This is a genomic window from Sphingobium sp. Z007 (genome assembly GCF_900013425.1).
Classification (GTDB): Bacteria; Pseudomonadota; Alphaproteobacteria; order Sphingomonadales; family Sphingomonadaceae; genus Sphingobium.
Genome location: NZ_FBXK01000005.1, coordinates 786,508 through 802,250, shown reverse-complemented (window position 1 = coordinate 802,250; position 15,743 = coordinate 786,508). Strand labels below are relative to the sequence as shown.

The 15,743-nt window shown below is 63.7% G+C and carries 16 protein-coding genes; 10 read left to right on the top strand and 6 right to left on the bottom strand.

Going from position 1 to position 15,743, the window contains the following annotated elements:
* Nucleotides 1–172: 172 nt before the first annotated feature.
* Together CEQ44_RS11900 and CEQ44_RS11895 are read left to right on the top strand one after the other, a co-directional pair.
* A complete protein-coding gene (locus CEQ44_RS11900; protein ID WP_373438194.1) occupies nt 173–2,305 on the top strand; it encodes an alpha-glucuronidase family glycosyl hydrolase in 2,133 nt (710 codons plus the stop codon).
* A gap of 75 nt (nt 2,306–2,380) precedes the next feature.
* Entirely contained in the window at nt 2,381–3,454 is a 1,074-nt protein-coding gene (locus tag CEQ44_RS11895) for a LacI family DNA-binding transcriptional regulator (RefSeq protein WP_254913825.1), read from the top strand.
* A 91-nt stretch (nt 3,455–3,545) separates the two neighbouring features.
* Here the strand turns inward: CEQ44_RS11895 and purB are convergent, their stop codons facing one another.
* The gene (gene purB / locus CEQ44_RS11890) at nt 3,546–4,862 is read right to left on the bottom strand and encodes an adenylosuccinate lyase (protein WP_088184363.1); all 1,317 of its coding nucleotides are present in this window, start codon (nt 4,860–4,862) and stop codon (nt 3,546–3,548) included.
* 273 nt (nt 4,863–5,135) lie between these two features.
* Here purB and CEQ44_RS11885 point away from each other — a divergent pair, with 273 nt between their 5' ends.
* Nucleotides 5,136–5,552, top strand: coding sequence for a calcium-binding protein (locus tag CEQ44_RS11885; RefSeq protein ID WP_088184362.1), 417 nt, complete (start codon nt 5,136–5,138; stop codon nt 5,550–5,552).
* 144 nt (nt 5,553–5,696) lie between these two features.
* On the opposite strand, the gene CEQ44_RS11880 is transcribed toward CEQ44_RS11885, so the two are convergent.
* The gene (locus CEQ44_RS11880) at nt 5,697–5,921 is read right to left on the bottom strand and encodes a hypothetical protein (protein ID WP_088184361.1); all 225 of its coding nucleotides are present in this window, start codon (nt 5,919–5,921) and stop codon (nt 5,697–5,699) included.
* A gap of 152 nt (nt 5,922–6,073) precedes the next feature.
* Between CEQ44_RS11880 and CEQ44_RS11875 the strand changes: the two genes are divergently transcribed.
* From CEQ44_RS11875 to pyrF, 7 genes are read left to right on the top strand one after another with little or no spacing between them, the layout of a single operon-like run.
* Nucleotides 6,074–7,222, top strand: a complete 1,149-nt coding sequence (locus CEQ44_RS11875) for a fumarylacetoacetate hydrolase family protein (RefSeq protein ID WP_088184391.1) — start codon at nt 6,074–6,076, stop codon at nt 7,220–7,222.
* Nucleotides 7,219–7,974: an SDR family NAD(P)-dependent oxidoreductase gene (locus tag CEQ44_RS11870; protein WP_088190057.1), complete on the top strand. Its 756-nt coding sequence runs from the start codon at nt 7,219–7,221 to the stop codon at nt 7,972–7,974. Before CEQ44_RS11875 ends, CEQ44_RS11870 begins: the two co-directional genes overlap by 4 nt.
* Nucleotides 7,958–8,851: an SMP-30/gluconolactonase/LRE family protein gene (locus CEQ44_RS11865; RefSeq protein ID WP_256960040.1), complete on the top strand. Its 894-nt coding sequence runs from the start codon at nt 7,958–7,960 to the stop codon at nt 8,849–8,851. The genes CEQ44_RS11870 and CEQ44_RS11865 overlap by 17 nt, the downstream gene beginning before the upstream one ends.
* 20 nt (nt 8,852–8,871) lie before the next feature.
* On the top strand, nt 8,872–10,284 hold the full coding sequence (locus CEQ44_RS11860; protein ID WP_088184360.1) for a sugar porter family MFS transporter: 1,413 nt from the start codon (nt 8,872–8,874) through the stop codon (nt 10,282–10,284).
* A gap of 17 nt (nt 10,285–10,301) precedes the next feature.
* The gene (locus CEQ44_RS11855) at nt 10,302–11,171 is read left to right on the top strand and encodes an aldose 1-epimerase (protein WP_088184359.1); all 870 of its coding nucleotides are present in this window, start codon (nt 10,302–10,304) and stop codon (nt 11,169–11,171) included.
* Nucleotides 11,172–11,206: 35 nt separating this feature from the next.
* Nucleotides 11,207–11,566 (top strand): lipopolysaccharide assembly protein LapA domain-containing protein, encoded by a 360-nt coding sequence (locus CEQ44_RS11850; protein WP_088184358.1) that lies wholly within the window; start codon nt 11,207–11,209, stop codon nt 11,564–11,566.
* A complete protein-coding gene (gene pyrF / locus CEQ44_RS11845; protein WP_088184357.1) occupies nt 11,563–12,237 on the top strand; it encodes an orotidine-5'-phosphate decarboxylase in 675 nt (224 codons plus the stop codon). Before CEQ44_RS11850 ends, pyrF begins: the two co-directional genes overlap by 4 nt.
* Before the next feature lie 63 nt (nt 12,238–12,300).
* On the opposite strand, the gene CEQ44_RS11840 is transcribed toward pyrF, so the two are convergent.
* The 4 genes from CEQ44_RS11840 to CEQ44_RS11825 all read right to left on the bottom strand — a co-directional run bounded on the left by CEQ44_RS11840 (nt 12,301) and on the right by CEQ44_RS11825 (nt 15,743).
* Nucleotides 12,301–12,789, bottom strand: coding sequence for an immunity 26/phosphotriesterase HocA family protein (locus tag CEQ44_RS11840; protein WP_088184356.1), 489 nt, complete (start codon nt 12,787–12,789; stop codon nt 12,301–12,303).
* Between the two features lie 105 nt (nt 12,790–12,894).
* Nucleotides 12,895–13,314, bottom strand: a complete 420-nt coding sequence (locus CEQ44_RS11835) for a thioesterase family protein (protein ID WP_088184355.1) — start codon at nt 13,312–13,314, stop codon at nt 12,895–12,897.
* Nucleotides 13,315–13,514: 200 nt separating this feature from the next.
* The gene (locus CEQ44_RS11830) at nt 13,515–14,168 is read right to left on the bottom strand and encodes an outer membrane protein (RefSeq protein WP_088184354.1); all 654 of its coding nucleotides are present in this window, start codon (nt 14,166–14,168) and stop codon (nt 13,515–13,517) included.
* 180 nt (nt 14,169–14,348) lie between these two features.
* A complete protein-coding gene (locus CEQ44_RS11825; RefSeq protein WP_088184353.1) occupies nt 14,349–15,743 on the bottom strand; it encodes an L-serine ammonia-lyase in 1,395 nt (464 codons plus the stop codon).

The window sequence follows — 15,743 nt, the reverse complement described above, 5'->3', positions numbered from 1 at the left end:
GGATCACGACGCCCCTCTCCATTTTATCCCGCGACAATCTTTCCGCTTGCCGTGGCCAAACTGATAGCGTTACCATTGCTGCGACAACACAGACTTGTCAATGCCCGATCAATCGGCTTTGACGTTCGCGACAAGGGAGAGGATATTCGTGAAAGCGCGCCTGTTTTGCTGGATGATCGCCATGGCCGGAACCGCGCTGACGCCGGTCCTGGCGCCTGTGGCGCAGGCCGAGGACGGCTATGATCTATGGCTGCGCTATGCGGCGGCGGACCCGGCGCGCACGCCGTTGTTGGCGGCCCATGCAACCGCGATCGTAACAGCCGGGACCAGCCCGACGCTGAGCATCGCGACACAGGAACTGCAGCGTGGCGTCGCCGGGATGACCGGCATCAGCCCGACCATATCGGCAACCATGCAGCCAGGCGCGCTCTGGCTGGCGACGCCTGCCTCCACCCCTGCCCTGCCGGTCAAGACGGATGGCCTGGGCGGCGAGGGATATGCGATTCGCTCCACGATGATGGACGGCAAGGCGGTGACCCTGATCGCGGCCAACAGCGATAACGGCCTGCTCCACGGGGCCTATCACTGGCTGCGCCTCGCCCAGAGCGGCGAGAGCCTCGACAAGCTCGACATCCGCAGCGCGCCCAAGATCGGCCTGCGCCTGCTCAACCATTGGGATAATCTCAATGGCACGGTCGAGCGCGGCTATGCCGGGCAATCCATCTGGGACTGGTGGCGGCTGCCCGACTGGAAGGGGCCGCGTTACACCGACTATGCCCGCGCCAATGCGTCGATCGGCATCAACGGCACCGTCCTCAACAATGTGAACGCGAAGGCCGACAGCCTGACCGCGCCCTATATCGCCAAGGCGGCGGCGCTGGCGGACGTGTTTCGCCCCTATGGCATCAAGGTCTATCTGTCGGTCAAATGGACCGCGCCGATGGAATTGGACGGCCTCAAGACCGCCGACCCGCTCGACCCGGCCGTCGCCGCCTGGTGGAAAGCCAAGGCCGACGAGATTTACAAGGCGATCCCCGACTTTGGCGGCTTCCTGGTCAAGGCCAATAGCGAGGGCCAGCCGGGACCGCAGGATTATCAGCGCACCCATGCCGACGGCGCGAACATGCTGGCGGCGGCGGTGAAGCCCCATGGCGGCATCGTGATGTGGCGCGCCTTCGTCTATGCGCATGACAATCCCGACGATCGCGCGAAACAGGCCTATAGCGACTTCAAGCCGCTGGACGGCAAATTCGCCGACAATGTGATCGTGCAGGTGAAGAATGGCGCGATCGATTTCCAGCCGCGCGAACCCTTCCACCCGCTGTTCGGCGCGATGCCCAAGACGCCGCTGATGATGGAATTTCAGATCACCAAGGAATATCTGGGCCAGTCGACGCACCTGACCTATCTGGGCCCGCTGTTCGAGGAGACGCTGGACGCAGACACCTATGCCAAGGGCAAGGGATCGACGGTGGCGAAGGTGATCGACGGTTCGCTGGACGGGCACAGGCTGACCGGCATTGCCGGGGTCGCCAATATCGGCACGGATCGCGACTGGAGCGGGTCGATCTTCAACCAGGCGGACTGGTACGCTTTTGGTCGGCTGGCCTGGGACACCAGCCTGTCGGCCGACGCCATCGCGAAAGAATGGGCGGCGATGACCTTCACCCCCGACCCGAAGCTGGTGCAGCCAGTGGTGAAGATGATGATGGGATCGCGCGAGGCGGCGGTCGATTATATGACGCCGCTGGGCCTGGCCCATGTCATGGACACCGGCCATCATTATGGGCCAGGACCGTGGGTTGCCGATCTGGCGCGGCCCGAATGGAACCCGGTCTATTATCACAAGGCGGATGCGAACGGCATCGGCTTTGACCGGACAAGGACGGGCAGCGATGCCGTCAGCCAATATGCGCCGCCGGTCGCGAAGATGTGGGCGAACGTAAAGACCACGCCGGAGCGCGACCTGCTCTGGTTCCATCATGTGCCCTGGAATTATCGCCTGCGATCGGGGGAGACGCTGTGGGATGGCCTGGTCCACCGCTATGAGGGCGGGGTCCGCTACGTCGCGGACATGCAGACGACATGGGCGTCGCTCAAACCCTATGTCGATGCGGAGCGCTTTGCGGAGACGGAAACCTTCCTCACCATCCAGCATCGCGAGGCGCAATGGTGGCGCGACGCCAGCATCGCCTATTTCCAATCGGTGTCGAAACGCCCCCTCCCCGCCGGATCAGCCGCGCCCGCCCATGATCTCGACTGGTATAAGGCGCTCAAATTCCCCTACGCGCCGGGGCATAATTGATTTTTCGCGCTAATTATGACCAATGATGTCGCTGCCATTTCGGCAGTGACATTATCCATCGAAAGCATAGCCGCATTGAGCGACACACGATCATCGCGCCGCCAGCGCAACGCGCCCACGATCAACGATGTCGCCGCCCATGCCGGGGTGTCGCCGATGACCGTGTCGCGCGTCATCAATGGCGAACAGGTGGTGCGGGCGACCACGCGGGCCAAGGTGGATGCGGCGATCGCGGCGCTCAACTATGCCCCCAGCGCCGCAGCGCGGACTCTGGCGGGCGGCGACGAAACGCGGATCGGCCTGCTCTACTCCAACCCTTCCTCCTCCTATCTCAGCGAATTTCTGGTCGGCAGCCTGGACCAAGCCAGCCGCAGCAGCGTCGACCTGGTGGTCGAGAAATGGGACGAGGAAACGTCGATCGCATCGGTCGTCGCGCATCTGCAACGCGGGCGGATCGACGGCGTGATCCTGCCGCCGCCGCTATGCGACCTGGATGAAATGGTGGAGGCGCTGGGCAAGGCCGGTATCCCCGCCGTGGCCGTGGCCACCGGGCGCGCGCCATCGCAACTGGCCGCGGTCAGCATCGATGATCGGCAGGCCGCCTACGAAATGACCCGGCACCTGATCGCGCTGGGCCATAGCCGGATCGGCTTCATCAAGGGCAACCCGAACCAGACCGCCAGCACGCGGCGGTTCGAGGGCTATATCGCCGCGCTGGGCGAAGCAAACCTGCCGGTGCAGGACGAACTGATCGCGCAAGGCTATTTCACCTATCGGTCGGGGCTGGATGCGGCCGAACATATATTGGCGCTGCTCGATCCGCCGACCGCGATCTTCGCCAGCAATGACGACATGGCCGCCGCCACCGTGGCGATTGCGCATCGCAGCGGGCTGGACGTGCCGGGCGACCTGACCGTCTGCGGCTTCGACGATACCTCGCTCGCCACCACCATCTGGCCCGAACTGACGACCATCCGTCAGCCGATCAGCGCGATGGCGCGCGCGGCGGTGGAAGTGTTGGTGCGGCAATTGAAGGGGCGGCGCAGCGGCGACGCGGAGGCGGCCGAGCATCTGGTGCTGGACCATGCGCTGATCCGGCGGCAATCGGACGCCGCGCCAAGGATGCGGCCCCGGTTGGGCGGGCGGTAGCAGATATACATCCGTTCGTTTCTAGCGTGTCGAGAAACGGGGAGCGCGGCGCTGGCCGCCTCTCGACTTTGCTCGAAGCGAACGGAGGCGGTCAGGATTCGCCGAACACGCGGCGGAAGATCGTATCGACCTGCTTGAAATGATAATCGAGGTTGAACTTGTCCTCGATTTCCTGAACCGGCAGCGCGGCGGTGACGTCGGGATCGGCCTTGAGCAGGTCCAGCAGCGACAGCTGGCCGTCCGATTCCCACACTTTCATGGCATTGCGCTGAACATACCGATAGCTGTCCTCGCGGCTGACGCCCGCCTGGGTCAGGGCCAGCAGCACGCGCTGCGAGTGGACGAGGCCGCCCATCTTGTCGAGATTCTTCATCATCCGCTCAGGATAGATGAGCAGCTTGTCGATGACGCCGGTCAGGCGGGCCAGCGCGAAGTCGAGCGTGATGGTGGCGTCGGGACCGAAGAAACGCTCGACCGACGAATGGCTGATATCGCGCTCATGCCATAGCGCGACATTCTCGAGCGCCGGCACGACGGCCGCGCGGACGACGCGGGCTAGGCCGGTGAGGTTTTCGGTCAGCACCGGGTTGCGCTTGTGCGGCATGGCCGACGAGCCCTTCTGGCCGGGGGAGAAATATTCCTCGGCTTCCAAGACTTCGGTGCGCTGCAAATGGCGCACCTCGACCGCGAGGCGCTCGATGGACGAAGCGATCACCCCCAGCGTCGCGAAGAACATCGCATGACGATCGCGCGGGATGACCTGGGTCGACACCGGCTCGATGGCGAGGCCCAGTTTCTCCGCCACATGCTCCTCGACCGCCGGGTCGATATTGGCAAAGGTGCCGACCGCGCCGGAAATGGCGCAGGTCGCGATTTCCGCGCGGGCCGCGATCAGGCGGGTCTTGCACCGGCTGAACTCGGCATAGGCTTCGGCCATTTTGAGGCCGAAGGTGACAGGTTCGGCATGGATGCCGTGGCTGCGGCCGATGGTCGGCGTCAGCTTATGTTCGAAGGCGCGGCGCTTGATGACCGCCAGCAGCTTGTCGAGGTCTTCGATCAGGATATCGGCGGCGCGGGCCAGTTGCACGGCGAGGCAAGTGTCGAGCACATCGGAACTGGTCATTCCCTGATGCATGAAGCGGGCTTCATCGCCCACCTGTTCGGCCACCCAAGTCAGGAAGGCGATGACGTCATGCTTGGTCACGGCCTCGATCGCGTCGATCGCGGGCACGTCGATCACGGGGTTGGTCGCCCACCAGTCCCACAGCGCCTTGGCCGCGGACGGCGGCACCACGCCCAGTTCGCCCAGCTTCTCCGTCGCGTGCGCCTCAATCTCGAACCAGATCTTAAAACGGGCTTCCGGCTCCCAGAGCGCGGTCATTGCGGGGCGTGAATAGCGGGGGACCATGGGCGAATCCTGCGGTTCGAGGAGGAATGTTGCCGCGCGCCTAGCAGCGTCGCCCTCTTGGGGCAAATCAGGAGCGCCAGAGAGCAAGGCGACAACATAGAATGTCGGTCGAACCGACGAAGCCAGACGAACCGACCATATTTTCAAGACGAATGAAGCGAGATGAATGGATGTTCAGGAACATTCACCAGTCGCCAGCCATTATTATCCCATCAAATCGACATCGCCGGGCCTATTTCCATCCGGCATATTTTAAGGTGACAGGAGATTACCATGATCCGCACATTGTTATTCGCGACCGCGCTGGCCGTCACAGCGCCCGCCATGGCGCAGCAGAGCATGAGCCCCGATCAGGGCGCGACTCCTGTGTCGCCCCAGTCCGCAACGCCCGCCGCGCCGCAGACGCCGACGTCCGCCGCGCCCGCAAATACACCAGCGACCGTTGCGTCGATCGTCGACAGCGAATTCCCCGCCTATGACGCCAATAGCGACGGGCAACTGGACCAGTCGGAATTTTCACGCTGGATGGTGGCGCTGAAGGATCAGGAAATGAAGGCGACGGGATCGACATTGCCAGCCGAGCAGGTCACAGCCTGGGCCAGTGGTGCGTTCACGACCGCAGATAAGGATAAGAGCGTTACGATCAGCAAGCCTGAACTGGTCAGCTATTTGAGCGGCGGCGCAGGCTAAAATCCTATCATTCCCCACTTGTCACGAAGGCGAGGGATTGAGAGCCTGAGGGGTCGCACCCGGAGGCGGCGTGGAGCGAAGGCCATGCCGCCTCTTTTTTGTGTCTGAACGTGAAGGAATGGGCACCGCCGGAGCGGTGCGCCATCAGCCTTTTTTGCGGGTATAGAGCAAGGCGGCGACGATCGCGGCCGATCCGATGCCCACGGCGGCTCCTGCCCATACGCCCTTTCCAGCGGACTTGATCGCCGCGGTGGCGAGATCGACCTTATCCCTGTCCTTGTCCTTATCCCTCGCTATGTCAGCGGCGGACGGTGGGAACTGTGCGGCGTCTGCGCCGGCGGGCGGCGCGCTGTCTTCAGGCTTGCTCATGGTCTGTAACGCTATGCCCCAAAGCAGCGGCCACGAAAAGATGGAAGTGCTTCGCTTTGCCGCTTTTGCATTTTGCGAGCCCCCTCTTGACTTCGGACCCCGATCCATGTTGGTAGCGCTATCAATTACAACCATTCCTTTAGGAGTTGATGATGCCGGGGGACTCCTCCTTGCTCGCCAAGAATTTGGTAGATTGCCTGCCCGTCGACTGGCGCGCCGGTCTGTTTGTTGGTCGTGTCCTGACCGCTGATGGCCCCAGCCCGATCCTGGTGCGCAACGGCATTGCCCATGACATGAGCCGGATCGCCCCCACCGTGGCGCAACTGGTCGAAAGCCTGCCGCTGGCCGCTGACGCAGGCGAGGCGCTTGGTCCGTTTGACGCACTCGACCTGCCGCTGCTCAGTCCGGTCGATCTGCAATGCGTCAAGGCCGCCGGCGTGACCTTTGCCCTGTCCGCCATCGAGCGGGTGATCGAGGAGCGCGCACGCGGTGACGCCAGCGCCGCCGCGGACATTCGTGGTCGCCTGGAGGAGCGCGTGGGCGGCTCCATCCGCGCCGTAGTCCCCGGTTCGCCCGAAGCCGCGGCGCTCAAGACCGCGCTGATCGAGGATGGCCTTTGGTCGCAATATCTGGAGGTCGCAATCGGCCCGGATGCGGAGGTCTTTACCAAGGCACCCGTGCTGGCGACCGTCGGCGCAGGGGCGCAGATCGGGATCCGTTCCGATTCGACCTGGAACAACCCGGAACCCGAAGTGGTGCTGATCGTCGATTCCGCTGGGAGCGCTATCGGCTCGACCTTGGGCAATGACGTCAACCTGCGCGATTTCGAAGGGCGATCGGCGCTACTGCTGGGCAAGGCGAAGGACAATAATGCCTCTTGCTCGCTCGGCCCGCTGATCCGCCTGTTCGACGACGATTTCACGATCGACGATGTGCGCAACGCCGAAGTGGAACTGACCATCGATGGGCCGGAAGGCTATCGCCTGGAAGGCGCGAGCAGCATGAACCAGATCAGCCGCGATCCGCTGGAGCTGGTGCGCCAGACTTTGTCGGAACATCAATATCCCGACGGTTTCGCCCTGTTCCTGGGCACGCTGTTCGCGCCGGTGCAGGATCGCGACGATCCAGGCCGCGGCTTTACCCATAAGGTCGGCGATGTCGTCTCCATCTCCACCCCGCGTCTGGGCAAGCTGGTCAACACGGTGGTCACGTCGAAGGACGCCGCGCCCTGGACCTATGGCCTGGTCGCGTTCATGACCAACCTTGCCAAACGCGGCCTGTTGAAAGACGCTGCCGCATGAGCGCCATTTATCCCAGTCTTCGGGGCAAACGCGTCTTCATCAGCGGCGGTGGCAGCGGCATCGGCGAAGGGCTGGTCGAGGCCTTCGTCGGCCAAGGCGCGCATGTCGCCTTCTGCGACATCGCCGTGGCGGAGAGCGAGGCGCTGGTCGCCCGCCTCCAGGACGCCGATGTCGCCCCGATCTTCCACGCCATAGACCTGCGCGACATAGACGCGGTGCAGGCGATGATCGCCACGGTCGAAACACAACTGGGTGGCATCGATATCCTCATCAACAACGCCGCCAATGACGATCGCCACACGATCGAAGAGGTCACGCCCGCCTATTGGGACGAGCGGATGGCAGTGAACCTGCGCCACCTCTTCTTCGCGGCGCAGGCGGCGGCGCCGGCGATGAAGCGCGCGGGTGGCGGCGTGATCCTGAATTTCGGGTCGATCAGCTGGCACCTCGCCCTGCCGGAACTGACATTGTATCAGACCGCCAAGGCCGCGATCGAGGGGCTGACCCGCAGCCTGGCCCGTGACCTTGGCCGTGACAATATCCGCGTCAACACGATCATCCCCGGCAATGTGAAGACCCCGCGCCAGGAAAAATGGTACACGCCCGAAGGCGAAGCGGAGATCGTCGCGGCGCAATGCCTGGACGGCCGCATCCTGCCGAAGGACGTCGCCGCGCTGGTCCTGTTCCTGGCGTCGGACGATGCGCGTTATTGCACGGCCCATGATTATTTCATCGATGCCGGCTGGCGCTGATATGCTGACGGCCGATCTCCAGAGCGTGCTGTCAGTCGGCGCGACGCTGGGCGAAGGTCCGGTGTGGGTCGCGCGCGATGCCGCCTTGTGGTTCGTGGATATCAAGCAGCATCGCATCCACCGCTACGATCCGGCGCTGGACGTCGGGCGCAGTTGGGCGACGCCGGGCCAGGTCGGATGGATTCTCCCCACCGACGACGGGCTGTTTGCGGTCGGGCTGCAATCGGGCGTCCACAGCTTCGATCCCGCGGCGGGCAGCTTTACGCTGATCCATGCCCCCGAAGCGCATCTTCCCGGCAATCGTCAGAATGACGCAACCGTCGCACCCGACGGCGCGCTCTGGTTCGGGTCGATGGACGATGCGGAGGAAGCGACGAGCGGCTATATCTATCGCTTCCACAAAGGCGTCTGTGTCGAGGCCGGGTTGCCTGCGGTATCGATCACCAATGGCCCTGCCCTCTCGCCAGACGGCCGCACCCTCTATCACACCGACACGCTGGGCAAGCGCATCTGGCGCACGCAACTCGCGCAGGACGGCAGCGTCGGCAGCACGACTCTGTTCACCCGGATCGAGGACGGCGCGGGCTATCCCGATGGCCCTACGGTCGATGCCGAAGGCTGCCTGTGGACTGGCCTGTTCGGCGGCTGGGCGGTGCGCCGCTACGACCCGGCCGGCACGCTGATGCGGGAGGTGCGCTTCCCCGTCGCCAACATCACCAAGATCGCCTTTGGCGGCGACGATTTGACCACCGCCTACGCCACGACCGCGCGCAAGGGGCTGGACAGGGCATCGCTGGAACAGCAACCTCTGGCGGGCGATCTCTTCGCTTTCGACCCCGGCGTGGCCGGGCTGCCGGGGCATGTCGCAACGATATAAGAACAGGAAGGATGTAACAGATGAATGAGGGGAGCGTCGAGAAGGTCAACATGGCCTTCATCGCTGCAATCGTCGCCGTGGCGACGATCGGCGGGTTCATGTTCGGCTATGATTCGGGCGTCATCAACGGCACGCAGAAGGGGCTGGAAGCCGCCTTTGACCTGGGCAAGCTGGGCATCGGCGTCAATGTCGGCGCGATCCTGGTCGGGTCTTCGATCGGCGCCTTCATGGCGGGGCGGATGGCCGACCTGATCGGCCGGCGCGGCGTGATGATGCTGGCGGCGGTCCTGTTCCTGGGCAGCGCGCTGCTGGCGGGCGCGGCCGGCTCTTCCGCCATCTTCATCTTCGCCCGCATCATCGGCGGCCTGGGCGTCGGCGCGGCCAGCGTCATTTCGCCGGTCTACATCTCCGAAGTCACCCCCGCCGCGGTGCGCGGACGGCTGTCGAGCGTGCAGCAGGTCATGATCATCTCCGGTCTGACCGGCGCGTTCATCGCCAATTTCGTGCTGGCCCGCTATGCCGGCGGCTCCACCGCGCCCTTGTGGCTGGACTTCCCGGCGTGGCGCTGGATGTTCTGGTTGCAGGCGATCCCGGCGGCCATCTATCTGGTCGCGCTGCTGTTCATCCCCGAAAGCCCCCGCTATTTGGTGGCGCGCGGACGCGATGCCGAGGCGGAAGTCGTGCTGACGCGCCTGTTCGGCCCGCTGGAAGCCGCGCGCAAGGTGGCCGAAATCCGTGCCAGCCTGGCCGCCGACCATCATCGGCCCAAGCTGTCCGACCTGATCAGCAAGACCACGGGCAAGATCCGGCCGATCGTGTGGACCGGCATTGGCCTGGCTGTCTTCCAGCAGTTGGTCGGCATCAACGTCGTCTTCTATTATGGCGCGACCTTGTGGGAAGCGGTCGGCTTTTCCGAAGATAATGCGCTCCAGATCAACATCTTGTCGGGCGTGCTGTCGATCGGCGCGTGTCTGGGCGCGATCGCTCTGGTCGACAAGATCGGGCGCAAGCCGCTGCTGCTGATCGGTTCGGCGGGCATGGCGGTCACGCTGGCGATCGTCGCCTATGCCTTCTCCACCGCCGTCACCGGCGCGGACGGCGCTGTGTCGCTGCCCGGCCATAACGGCCTGATGGCGCTGATCGCGGCCAATCTCTACGTGATCTTCTTCAACCTCAGCTGGGGTCCGATCATGTGGGTGATGCTGGGCGAAATGTTCCCCAATCAGATCCGCGGGTCTGGCCTGGCGATCGCCGGTTTCGCCCAGTGGATCGCCAACGCCGCCATCTCGGTCAGCTTCCCGGCGCTGGCCGTGTCCCCGGGGCTGGTCGTCACCTATACCGGCTATGCGCTGTTTGCGGCGATCAGCTTCTTCTTCGTGCGCAAGATGGTGCATGAGACGAAAGGGCGCGAGCTTGAGGATATGGAAGGCTGAGCAACAACGTCATCACCTTGCAGGCGGGAGGGCTGGAAGCGGCCTTCTCGCCTGCTGTCGGCGGATCGCTGCGGAGCCTCGCGCTGGACGGCGTGGACCTGCTGCGCCGCGCGCCGGATGGGGCAACCGATCCGCTCGCCATGGCCAGTTTTCCGCTGGTCCCCTATGCCAATCGCATCGCGGACGGGCGGTTCAGCTTTGCCGGGCAAAGCTATCAGCTTCCCCTCAATTTCGGCGATCATCCGCACAGCATCCATGGCTTTGGCTGGCAGACGGCGTGGACAGCGAGCGAGACAGCTGAAACGGCGGCAACACTGGTTCATGACCATGGCGGCGATGCCGGATGGCCCTGGCCCTATCGGGCACAGCAGCGGGTCGCGGTGACGCCGTCACAACTGTCCATGTCGCTGTCCATCACCAATGTCGGCGACGCTGATATGCTTGCTGGCCTGGGTTTTCACCCTTATTTCCTGGCCGACGCCGCGACCATGATTCAGTTCGATGCGGACGACTTATGGCTTTCCACCCCCGACATGCTCCCCGACCGGCAAGCGCCTGCCGATGCGCTGGGCGACTGGTCGCGGCCCACGATCGTGCGCGGCGATACGTTGGTCGATAATGCCTATTCCGGCTGGAACGGCAGTGCGACGATCCAGCGGGGCGACGGCCTGCGCCTGACGCTGCGCGCGACCGGAGCCGACTTCCTGCATGTCTATCGCCCGCCCGCCAGCGGCGATTTCTGCCTGGAGCCAGTCAGCCATATGCCCGACGCGATCAACCGCGGCGGCATGGCGTCCTTAGCCCCCAACGACACCGTGCATCTGACCATGACGATCCAAATCGACAAAATCGACCAGACGCTTCCGAAATCCGCCGGGATCGCCTAAGCTACCCCCAAAGCAGCAGCGAAGGGTTTAAGCCTATGCAATTTTTGCGGACAGCCTTCTGGGTCGTTATCGCCGTGGGACTCGCCTTCTTCTGCATGGCGAACTATGTGCCCGTGACCGTGCGCCTGTGGGGCGACATGGTGATGGAAACCAAGCTGCCCGTGTTGCTGATCGGCGCGTTCCTGCTGGGGGCGTTGCCCTTCTGGATCATGGCGCGGGCGACACGCTGGCGTTTGAAGCGGCGGCTGCACAGCACGGAAAAGGCGCTGGTTGTCGCGACCGCCGCCGCCGCGCCGCCGCCCCCGCCACCCGCCTTCCCGGATGCGCCGATCGTAAGCGGCGGCCTGCCCGATCCGCTCGCCCCCACCACCCCAAGCCCAACAGGACCGGTATGAGCAGCCCCATCTATGTCGCCATCGACACGCCCGACCTGACCAAGGCGCAGACGCTGGCCGGTCAGGTGAAGCATCATGTCGGCGGGCTGAAACTGGGCCTCGAATTTTTCTGCGCCAACGGCCATCACGGCGTGCATGAGATGATGAAGTTTGGCCTGCCGATCTTCTTGGACCTGAAACTCCACGACATTCCCAATACGGTGGCCAAGGCGGTGCAGGCGCTGCATGTGCTGGAACCCGCGATCCTGACCGTCCATGCCGCGGGCGGCCGGGCGATGCTGGAGGATGCGAAGGCGGCGGCCGGGGTCAAGACCAAGGTCGTGGCCGTGACCGTGTTGACCAGCTTGGACGATGCGGACCTGCTGGACATCGGCGTAGGTGGGAAGGCGGAAGATCAGGTCCGCCGCCTGGCCGACCTGGCGCAGAGCGCCGGGCTGGACGGCATCGTTTGTTCGGGCGAGGAAGTCGCCGTGGTCAAGAAACATTGGTCCGACGGCTTCTTCGTGGTGCCGGGCGTGCGGCCCGCGGGCGGCGCGCTGGGCGACCAGAAACGCGCCGTGACCCCGCGCGAGGCTCTGGACCGGGGCGCGTCGATCCTGGTGGTGGGGCGGCCGATCAGCCTGGCGGAGAACCCGGATATGGCGGCGCGGGAGATTGAGGCGACGCTTTAAGTTGGAGAGCAACCAAAAGTCGGCCTTAGCCTTGCCGAAGTCCGCCGCGCAAAGCAGATGTCTCTAGGAGATCGCCGCTACGTTGATCTCGAGGCTCTCGGTCCACTTATTTGGCTTTCCATCGTAATGGTTCCGCAATCGATCTTCGACGTGTTCCGGCTCCCAAACGGCTGCGCATTCTAAGGCTTCGCATTCCGCTAAACTTGCGGCTCGCTCCCAATTCGTTTGTGCGAAGGAGGAATGATATAGCGATAACCGGCCCGTGATCGCATCCTGTTTATAGAAGAATGGTTCTTCTTGATTTTCTGGCGCAAGCGCTGCTCGGCCGACTATCGACCAACGCCCCTTGGTTATCGCATGGTTTGCGACCCACAAACGGCATAGTATCGGAAGACCGCCGATTTCCTCGGATGTCAGATTGTCCGTGAAACAACCTTCGAAGAACACGATCAGTGGTTCAGCCGCGACATGAGCATATGAACGTCGGCCATCTTCGAGATCAATTGCAAGGAGATCGCCTTCGCGTCGGCGGACATTCTTGGAAGGCTTCATAGTTCGAGCTACCCGAAAATACCCTCAATATGCAACGTCAGCAATGGCGGGTGTGCATTTCAAAAGCCGACCTTGTGACTTCCACCCTTTATGACCACACCGACGCTACCGTCCCGCCTCACCCTCATCCCTAACGAAGAAATGCTGGATCACCTCGCGCGTCAGGCGCGCCGGGCGCAGGCTGCTGGCGTCGATGCAGCACCAGCTGGACTTGACCTCCGCCAGGACTTCCTCGCCGCGCTTGATGATGGTTTCGTAGAAGGCGCGGGCGCCCTGCACCTTTTCCAGCAGAACGGTCGCGATCACGTCGTCGTCCAGGAAGGTGGGCTTGCGATAGGTGATTTCATGCTTGAGCGCGACCCACAGATGCTGGGCGACTGCTTCGGCCGGGGCCAGTGCGCGCCAATGGTCCAGCACCGCCTCCTGCACCCATTTCAGGTAGCTGGCATTGTTGACATGACCCATGAAGTCGATGTCGGCCGGATCGATGCCAATCGGCACATTATGGGGAATCGCGTTACTCACATCGATGTCAATAGCAGATGGGGAGCCGCGCAGATAGAGGGGACAGGCATGACCGTTACGAAAAAGGGGCCGATCCGAAGACCGACCCCTTCTTTCAGCCCCCCTCCGTTCGCTTCGAGCGAAGCCGAGAAGTGGCTAAGGCAGTTCTATCGTTTCTCGACTAGGCTCGAAACGAACGGACGTTGTGCTGGGCCAGTTCTTTAGAAACGCCAGCCGACACTGCCGACCACCTGGTGGCGATCGGTGTCGATGCCAAAATCGCGGCTTGTTGCGCCGTTGGCGAACTCGATCTTCGCGTCTTCATATTTGGAATAGCGATATTCGATCTTGGCGAAGGTGTTGGCGTTGATCGCCCGTTCCACGCCCGCGCCGATGCGCCAGCCGTCCAGCTTGAAATTGGTGTCGGTTTCCTGATTGCTGTCGCCGGCCAGCACGTCGAGCTTCGTGTTGGTGTAGCCGCCCTTCACATAGATCAGCGTGGCGGGGTTGGCGAGGATACCGGCGCGCGCGCCGATATAGAGGTCGCGGCCCTGCTTGACGCGGCCAAAGCCGAACTGGTCGGAAAAGTCGCTGCGGCTGCTCTTGGCGGTGGAGTCGGTATACTCACCTTCCACGCCCACGACTGCGCTGCCCAGGTTCACGTCATAACCCGCGCCGACGCCATACAGCAGCCCGTCGATCTTCTGATCGTCATTGCCATTGTCATTGTCCACGTCACTGCCGGCCCCGGTGCGATCATAGCCCAGGATCGCTTCGACGCGCGGACCGGTGAAGGTCGGGCCGACATCCTGCGCGAAAACGGGTGTGGCGACAGTGGCGCCGACGAGAAGGGTTGCGACCATCAACTTACGCATAACAAATACTCCGTGTGTCATTCTTCCCCTCTCTCAGGGGGTGAGACGCACAAGCCGGAGCGGCCGGGTTAGTTTCATGAACGGGAGATAAACAGTTGATTCTGTGTCCTTAATGTCACGAAATCGGCTCCATTCACCGTGCAATCGTGCAGATCGGGCGATGAATTGCGGGAACAATTTTCAACATTCCACGACATTGACCGCCAAACCGCCCAGCGAGGTTTCTTTGTAGCGGCTGGCCATGTCCTCGCCCGTCTGGCGCATGGTTTCGATGACGGCGTCCAGGCTGACGATGTGGCGGCCATCGCCCTGGAGCGCGAGATAAGCGGCGTTGATCGCCTTGACCGCGCCCATCGTATTGCGCTCGATACAGGGAATCTGGACGAGGCCACCGATCGGATCGCAGGTGAGGCCGAGATTATGTTCCATGCCGATTTCGGCGGCATTTTCGATCTGGCCGTTGGTGCCGCCCAGCACGGCGGCGAGGCCCGCCGCCGCCATGGAACAGGCGACGCCGACCTCCCCCTGGCACCCCATTTCGGCGGCGGAGATGGACGCGCGCTTCTTGTAGAGGAAGCCCATGGCGGCGGCGGTCAGCAGGAAGCGGCGTTCCCCGTCCCGATCCGCGCCGGGCACGAAGCGGCGGTAATAATGCAGCACCGCCGGGATCACGCCCGCCGCGCCGTTGGTAGGGGCGGTGACGACCCGGCCGCCGGCTGCATTTTCCTCATTCACCGCCAGCGCGAACAGGCTGACCCACTCGAATATCTGCGCCGGACCCAGCGCATCCTGTTGCAGCCGCAGTCGCTGGTGAATGGCGCGGGCGCGGCGGCGGACCTTGAGGCCGCCGGGGAGCAGCCCCTCTTGCTCCAGCCCCCGGTCGATCGAGGCGCTCATCGCGTCTATCACGCTGTCAAGGAAGGCGTCCGTCTCCGCCTGCGTCCGCCAGGCGCCTTCGTTGCGCAAGACCAGGGTCGCGATCGACAGGCCGGTCGCTTCGCCCTGCGCCAGCATTTCCGCGCCGGAGGAGAAGGGATAGGGCTGGACGACATTGTGGCCGAGCGGCGCCGCGTCTTTGGTTAGCGTCGTGCCGGGCAACACCGCGCCACCGCCGATCGAATAATAGTCGCGCACCAGCGGGTCGTCGCGCCCGTCGATCCAGGCGGTGAAGCGCATCCCATTACTGTGCGCCTCCAGAAACTCACCCATGCGGAAAATGAGGTCGCGCGCTTCCTCGAACGACAGCCAATGACCGACGGCGCTACCCGCGCGGATGCGGCCGTCGGTGCGGATGGCGGACAGGATCGCGGGGATCGCATCGGGATCGACACCTTCGGGGCGATAGCCCGACAGGCCAAGCAGGACGGCGCTATCGGTCGCATGGCCCCGGCCGGTCAGCGCCAACGATCCGAATAATTCGCATTGCACCCGCTGCGGCTGGGCGGGCAGCGAGTCAATGAACATCAGCGCGGCGCGCATCGGGCCGACGGTGTGCGAGCTGGACGGGCCGATGCCGATGGTGAACAGGTCCGTCACGCTGATCGCGGCGGCGGCGTCGATCCGGCTCTTGCTCAC

Coding starts and splice junctions, on each gene's coding strand:
- CEQ44_RS11870 (WP_088190057.1), top strand. CDS start 7,219: ATGAGCGCCATTTATCCCAGTCTTCGGGGCAAACGCGTCTTCATCAGC.
- CEQ44_RS11860 (WP_088184360.1), top strand. CDS start 8,872: ATGAATGAGGGGAGCGTCGAGAAGGTCAACATGGCCTTCATCGCTGCA.
- CEQ44_RS11830 (WP_088184354.1), bottom strand. CDS start 14,168: ATGCGTAAGTTGATGGTCGCAACCCTTCTCGTCGGCGCCACTGTCGCC.
- CEQ44_RS11875 (WP_088184391.1), top strand. CDS start 6,074: ATGCCGGGGGACTCCTCCTTGCTCGCCAAGAATTTGGTAGATTGCCTG.
- purB (WP_088184363.1), bottom strand. CDS start 4,862: ATGGTCCCCCGCTATTCACGCCCCGCAATGACCGCGCTCTGGGAGCCG.
- CEQ44_RS11840 (WP_088184356.1), bottom strand. CDS start 12,789: ATGAAGCCTTCCAAGAATGTCCGCCGACGCGAAGGCGATCTCCTTGCA.
- CEQ44_RS11865 (WP_256960040.1), top strand. CDS start 7,958: ATGCCGGCTGGCGCTGATATGCTGACGGCCGATCTCCAGAGCGTGCTG.
- pyrF (WP_088184357.1), top strand. CDS start 11,563: ATGAGCAGCCCCATCTATGTCGCCATCGACACGCCCGACCTGACCAAG.
- CEQ44_RS11900 (WP_373438194.1), top strand. CDS start 173: ATGATCGCCATGGCCGGAACCGCGCTGACGCCGGTCCTGGCGCCTGTG.
- CEQ44_RS11885 (WP_088184362.1), top strand. CDS start 5,136: ATGATCCGCACATTGTTATTCGCGACCGCGCTGGCCGTCACAGCGCCC.
- CEQ44_RS11880 (WP_088184361.1), bottom strand. CDS start 5,921: ATGAGCAAGCCTGAAGACAGCGCGCCGCCCGCCGGCGCAGACGCCGCA.
- CEQ44_RS11850 (WP_088184358.1), top strand. CDS start 11,207: ATGCAATTTTTGCGGACAGCCTTCTGGGTCGTTATCGCCGTGGGACTC.